Origin of the sequence: Bradyrhizobium sp. 87, assembly GCF_023073015.1 — a bacterium.
GTDB lineage: Bacteria > Pseudomonadota > Alphaproteobacteria > Rhizobiales > Xanthobacteraceae > Bradyrhizobium > Bradyrhizobium canariense_D.
The window spans coordinates 216,465-222,632 of sequence record NZ_JADPIQ010000084.1 but is presented as its reverse complement, the minus strand read 5'-3'; the positions used below and the strand labels follow the sequence as shown (position 1 = coordinate 222,632).

At 63.1% G+C, this 6,168-nt stretch carries 6 protein-coding genes; 4 read left to right on the top strand and 2 right to left on the bottom strand.

The window, feature by feature from the left end; all coding sequences use genetic code 11:
- Positions 1-211: 211 nt before the first annotated feature.
- Positions 212-604: a RidA family protein gene (locus tag IVB50_RS20815; protein ID WP_026233970.1), complete on the top strand. Its 393-nt coding sequence runs from the start codon at positions 212-214 to the stop codon at positions 602-604.
- 3 nt (positions 605-607) lie between these two features.
- Here the strand turns inward: IVB50_RS20815 and IVB50_RS20810 are convergent, their stop codons facing one another.
- The gene (locus IVB50_RS20810) at positions 608-1,270 is read right to left on the bottom strand and encodes a TetR/AcrR family transcriptional regulator (RefSeq protein WP_018460218.1); all 663 of its coding nucleotides are present in this window, start codon (positions 1,268-1,270) and stop codon (positions 608-610) included.
- A 223-nt stretch (positions 1,271-1,493) separates the two neighbouring features.
- Here IVB50_RS20810 and IVB50_RS20805 point away from each other — a divergent pair, with 223 nt between their 5' ends.
- The 3 genes from IVB50_RS20805 to IVB50_RS20795 all read left to right on the top strand — a co-directional run bounded on the left by IVB50_RS20805 (position 1,494) and on the right by IVB50_RS20795 (position 4,636).
- A complete protein-coding gene (locus IVB50_RS20805) occupies positions 1,494-2,729 on the top strand; it encodes an acyl-CoA dehydrogenase family protein (protein ID WP_018460217.1) in 1,236 nt (411 codons plus the stop codon).
- Positions 2,730-2,861: 132 nt separating this feature from the next.
- Complete coding sequence (locus IVB50_RS20800; protein ID WP_018460216.1) at positions 2,862-3,920, top strand: phosphotransferase family protein; 1,059 nt, start codon at positions 2,862-2,864, stop codon at positions 3,918-3,920.
- A gap of 89 nt (positions 3,921-4,009) precedes the next feature.
- On the top strand, positions 4,010-4,636 hold the full coding sequence (locus IVB50_RS20795) for a LysE family translocator (RefSeq protein WP_018460215.1): 627 nt from the start codon (positions 4,010-4,012) through the stop codon (positions 4,634-4,636).
- A gap of 201 nt (positions 4,637-4,837) precedes the next feature.
- Here IVB50_RS20795 and argE read toward each other — a convergent pair whose 3' ends face one another.
- Complete coding sequence (gene argE, locus IVB50_RS20790) at positions 4,838-6,010, bottom strand: acetylornithine deacetylase (RefSeq protein WP_018460214.1); 1,173 nt, start codon at positions 6,008-6,010, stop codon at positions 4,838-4,840.
- Positions 6,011-6,168 lie beyond the last annotated feature (158 nt).

Here is a 6,168-nt window from a genome sequence, read left to right as displayed (position 1 = left end):
CAACGCAAGCGTCGCCTCAACCGACGCGGCCCGCGCCCACGACATTCGAATCATGGTTGCCCATGGATTCAGAAGCCCGCAACAAAAGCAACTGTAATGCTAGGCGGCTCGGCGACCAAACTTCGATCAGAAGCGAAGCATGACGGCTGCAACATGCTGTAGCAAGCCGTCATCTCGCTTGGACCGAAGGTGGCCGCCCATGAATCTCGAAATGAAACGCGAAGCGCTCCGCGTCGAACCGATCTCGACTTTCCTCGATCGTCGGCAGGCGCCGGTCTCGCCGGTCACGCGCGCCGGCAACATGATCTTCGTCGCCGGCCTGCCGCCATTCGACCCCGAGACGGGCGAGATCGCGGACGTGCCGATCGAACGCCAGAGCGAGCTGATCATGGAGCAGATGAAGCTGTGCCTTGAGACGGCGGGCGCGAGCCTCGACAACGTCATGAAGTGCAACGTCTACTGCACCTCGACCAAGCACTTCGCCGCGTTCAACGCCGTCTATGCGCGCTATTTCCCGCACGATCCGCCGGCGCGGATCTTCGTCTGTACGCGGGAATGGTTCGGCCCCTTCGACGTCGAGATCGACTGCATCGCGATGATGTGAAGGTTAGCGCGCCGCCACTTTTGACGGCGCCTTCGCCTCCGTCCGTCCCGCCACCAGCGCCATCGTCGCCACGCTGACGACGCGCGCGACCACGTCCTCGACATCGTCGAGGTCGCATTTGCCTTCCGACAGTTTCGTCAGCCGCTCGCTCTCGCGGATGGTGTGGTGCGCCATGGCGAGCGCGAAATTCAGGCCCCAGTAAATATCGACGTCGCTGCGGTCGGGCAGGGACCTTCGCATCGCGCCGGCGAATTTGCGCAAATGGTCGATCTCGCGGTTCTTGATGCGGCGGATCGGCGGCACGGATTCGATCGAGGCGCGGATCATGAAGCGCGCCGCGCTCGAGCGCTGGTTCTCGGGGCCAAGGCAGCCGCGCAGCGTCGGGCCGACCAGGGCATGCAGGATTACCTCGATCGGCGCGCGGCCGCCGCCTTGTTCTTCCGCCGCCTTCAATTCGCGCAGACGCTCGCGGTTGGTGGCGATTGAGCGCGTCACGAACAGTTCCGCAATCAACTCGTCCTTCGAGCCGAAATGATAGTTCACCGCCGCGAGGTTGACATTGGCCTCCGCGACGATGTCGCGCAGCGTCACGTCGCCGAACCCGCGATCGGCATAGAGCCGTTCGGCGGCGGCGAGAATGGCAGTCCGGGTATGATCGCTGGCCATGGAAGCCCCTCGGGGAGGGAGTTGCAATTCAAACAGTTGTATGAAACTATCGTTTGAAGGCCGGGAAAGTCAATCCGCAATCGGGACTCGTTCGCAAACGCGCGAATGAGTTCCGAAACGTCCGCAAGCCGCGCATTCGCACTTGCGGGCCGCATAATGCGGGTGGACAGTCCGGCGCAAAACAAGTTCGCCAAAACGAGTTGGCAAAGACGAGGAGCGTCCCATGGATTTCGATCTGTCGCCGAAGCAGAAGGAATGGCTCGACCGCGTGCAGTCCTTCATGGCCAAGCACGTGCGCCCGGCGGTGCCGGTCTATGATGAGCAGGATCGCAGCGGCGAACGCTGGAAGGTGATCCCGGTGCTCGAGGATCTCAAGAAGAAGGCGAAAGCCGAAGGCCTCTGGAACATGTTCATGCCGCCCAACGAGCATGAGGACGACGAATTCCGCGGCGCGGGACTGACCAATCTCGAATACGCGCTGCTCTCCGAGCAGATGGGCCACATCTCCTGGGCTTCGGAAGTCTTCAATTGTTCCGCGCCCGACACCGGCAACATGGAAGTGTTCATGCGCTACGGCTCCAAGGAGCAGAAGCGCAAATGGCTGCGTCCGCTGATGGACGGCGAAATCCGCTCCGCCTTTCTCATGACGGAGCCGGCCGTGGCCTCGTCCGATGCCACCAACATCGAAACCAGCATCGTGAAGGACGGCGACCATTACGTCATCAACGGCCGCAAATGGTGGTCGTCCGGCGTCGGCGATCCCCGCTGCAAGATCGCGATCCTGATGGGCAAGACGGACTTCAAAGCGGCCAAACACCAGCAGCAGTCGCAGATCCTGGTTCCGCTCGACACCCCCGGCATCAAGGTCGAGAAGATGCTGCCCGTGTTCGGCTTCGACGACGCGCCGCACGGCCACGCCCAGGTGCTGCTCGAGAACGTGCGGGTGCCGAAGGAGAACATCCTGCTCGGCGAAGGCCGCGGCTTCGAGATCGCGCAGGGCCGTCTCGGTCCCGGCCGCATCCATCACTGCATGCGCACCATCGGCAAGGCCGAGGAGGCGCTGGAGAAAATGGTGAAGCGGCTCACCTCGCGCACCGCCTTCGGCAAGCGGATCGTCGAGCATTCGGTGTGGGAGCAGCGCATCGGCGAGGCCCGCACCAACATCGAGATGACGCGGCTGTTGTGCCTCAAGGCCGCCGACATGATGGACAAGGTCGGCAACAAGACCGCGCAGGCCGAGATCGCCATGATCAAGGTCGCAGCCCCCAACATGGCGCTGAAGATCATCGACGAGGCGATTCAGGCGTTCGGCGGTGCAGGCGTCTCGGACGAAGCCGGCCTCGCCAAGGACTATGCCCACATCCGCACGCTCCGTCTCGCCGACGGCCCGGACGAGGTGCACAATCGCGCCATTGCCAGGCTCGAGGTTCGGAAGTATGCAAACTCTTCCAGTCATTAAGCGGGAGAGCACGCTGGCGCTCCCGATTTGAAGAAACGACAGGGCATGATCCGTGATCGGATGACCGCTTGACGCAAGTGCGCTGGGGGTTACCGATTAGGATCATGTTCGGACTGAAGAGGGAGCGTCATCGTGGCTGACGGCGTCAGGAAAGACGAAGAGTTCTCGGGCACCAAACCGGTCGAGGAGCGTCATCGCATCGACGAGATGCGGCTCGAAGCCTGGCTGCGCGAGAACATCGAGGGTTATGAGGGACCGCTGGTCGTGCTCCAGTTCAAGGGCGGCCAGTCCAACCCGACCTATCGGCTCGACACGCCGAACCGCTCCTATGTGATGCGCCGAAAACCGTTCGGCAAATTGTTGCCGTCGGCGCACGCGGTCGATCGCGAATATCGCGTGATCGCGGCGCTGGGAAAGCAGGGCTTTCCGGTCGCGAAGGCCTATGCGCTGTGCCAGGACGACAGCATCATCGGTTCGGCCTTCTACATCATGTCGATGGAAGACGGCCGGGTGTTCTGGGATCCGACGCTGCCGAGCCAGACGCGGGATGATCGTCGAAAGATCTTCACCAGCAAGATCGAGACGCTGGCAAAACTCCACATGTTCGATCCCGTCGCGATCGGTCTTGGCGACTTCGGCAAACCCGGCAACTACTTTGCCCGGCAGATCGACCGCTGGACCAAGCAGTACCGCGCGTCCGAGACCCAGACCATTCCGGAGTTCGAGAAGGTCGCCGAATGGTTGCCGAAGACCGTGCCGGAGCAGGCGCGCGTCTCGATCGTCCACGGCGACTATCGCCTCGACAACATGATTTTCCACGCGACGGAACCACGCGTGCAGGCCGTGCTCGATTGGGAATTGTCGACGCTCGGCGATCCCATGGCCGACTTCACCTATCTGCTGATGCAGTGGGTCATGCCCGGCCTGGACGGCGCCGACCTCAAGGCGCTCAACATCCCGAGCGTGGAGGAGGCCGCGCAGATCTATTGCAACGTCACCAAGATGACGGTGCCTGACCTCAACTGGTATTTCGCCTACAACCTGTTCCGTCTCGCCGGCATCACGCAAGGCATCGCCGGCCGGGTCCGCGACGGCACCGCGGCGAATGCCAAGGCGCTGGAGTCAGCCAAGCGCACCGTTCCGCTGTCGAAGGCGTCTTGGGAGTACGCGCAGAAGGCGGGCGCGGTTTAAGGAATCCGAAGGCGCGGCTGACGGCCGCGCCTTTGCTTGCGTTCCTCTCGTGTCTGGACACGGGACAGAATGACGAGAGAGATGCCCGCATGATCGATCACACCACCCTCATCACCTACATCCTCATCGTCCTCGGCTTCGTCTTCATTCCCGGACCGGCGACACTCCTCACCATGGCGCGCGCCGCGAGCTCGGGGACCAGGGTCGGCATCGCGACGGGCGCGGGAATTGCGGCTGGTGACGTGGTCCACACCACCATGGCGATCGTCGGCCTCTCTGCGATCATCGCAACGTCGGCGCTCCTGTTCAGCGTCGTCAAATACGCGGGCGCGGGCTTTCTGATCTATCTCGGCATTCGCGCCATGCTCGACAAGACGCCGCTCGAGGTGAATGGCGGCGCGCCCGCGATCAGCGCAGTACGGGCATTCCGGCAGGCCGTGCTGACCGAGGTGCTGAATCCGAAGACCGCGCTGTTCTTCCTCGCGTTCCTGCCGCAGTTCGTCCGGCCCGAGCATGGTTCGACGACGCTGCAGCTCGCGCTGCTCGGTGCTGTGTTCGTGTTGCTCGGCCTCCTTAGCACGGTGGTGTTCGCCGTCGGCGCCGGCCGTCTCGGCAATTTGCTACGCCGCCATCCAGCCGTCGTGAAATGGCAGGGCAAGGTGGTCGGGACCATCTACTGCGCCGTCGGCGTGCGGCTGGCTTTGCAGGAGCGATGAGGCGCACCGCTCATTCGTAGCCCGGATGAGCGCAGCGATATCCGGGACAGCGGCCCCGCATGTCGCCGCTATGCTCATGCGGACTACGGGTGTCTCCAGACGCTCGTCATTGCGAGCGAAGCGAAGCAATCCAGAATCTTCGCACGGTGGCAGTCTGGATTGCTTCGTCGCAAGAGCTCCTCGCAATGACGCGGAAACACCTTACCCCTTCACGCAATGCGCGATCAGCTTCTCCACGAAGCCTGCGCATTTCTCCAGCTCCGCCATCTCCACGAACTCGTCCGGCGTATGCGCCTGCGCGATCGACCCGGGCCCGATCACCACTGACGGGATATCGGTCATGCTGGCGAACAGGCTCGCCTCGGTGCCGAAGGCGACCTTGGCGTGGTCGTTGCGCCCCGCGAGGCTCTTGGCCAGCGTGACGATGGTGGCGTCGGCGGCGGTGTCGAGGGCGGGATAATCGAGGATCTCTTCGAAGTCGATGCCGCACTCCGGGTGTCGCGCCCTCATCGCCGGCTCGATCTCGGTCTTGGCCCAGGCGACGATCGCATCCGTCACCTCCCTGGATTCGGTTATGCCGATGCCGCGGCATTCGAAATCCACCGTGCAGGTATCGGGCACGATGTTGAGCGCGGCGCCGCCATGCACGATGCTGGTGAGCAGCGTCGAGTGAGGGACATCGTAGAGGCTGTTCGTTGCTTTCGTGCTTGCGAGTTGCAACGCGCGGCGGCGGATTTCGACGATCAGCTCGGCGGCGTATTCGATCGCGTTGACGCCCTCGGGCGCGATCGAGGAGTGGCGGGCGAGGCCCTGGAACGTGGCGCGCACGCCGTGCTTGCCCTTGTGGCCGATGATGACCTTCATCTCGGTCGGCTCGCCGATGAAGGCGCCGAGCGGCTTGATCCGTTTCTTCGCGACCTCGCGCAGCATCGGCCGCACGCCGACGCAACCGATCTCCTCGTCATAGGAGATGGCGAGATGAATCGGCGTTGTCAGCTTCGCCTCCAGCATCTCCGGCACCATGGCAAGGCACACCGCGACGAATCCCTTCATGTCGGTGGTGCCGCGGCCGTAAAGCTTGCCGTCGCGCTCGATCAGCTTGAAGGGATCGTGGCTCCAGTCCTGGCCGACCACAGGCACCACGTCGGTATGTCCCGACAGCACCAGGCCGGGGCGGTCCTCGGGTCCAATGGTGACCCATAGCGCGGCTTTCTGTCCGGTCTCGTCGACGATGCGCTCACTCTTGACGCCGTGTGCGGCGAGATAGCTCTCGATATGCGCGATCAGGGGCAGGTTGGAGCGATGGCTGATCGTGTCGAAGCCGACGAGGTCGGCGAGCAGCTTGCGAATACGGTCGGGTCTTGAGCTTGGCATTGTCACGTTCTTGTCAGGGGGATGGAAGCTGAAGTGCTTGCACGAACCATACCAACGTCGCCTCTGGTAGAGCAAATCAACACAGACCGGTAGCCCGGGTGAGCGAAGCGATACCCGGGACAGCTCGTGGTCGGAATCCCGGATGTCGCTTCGCTCAT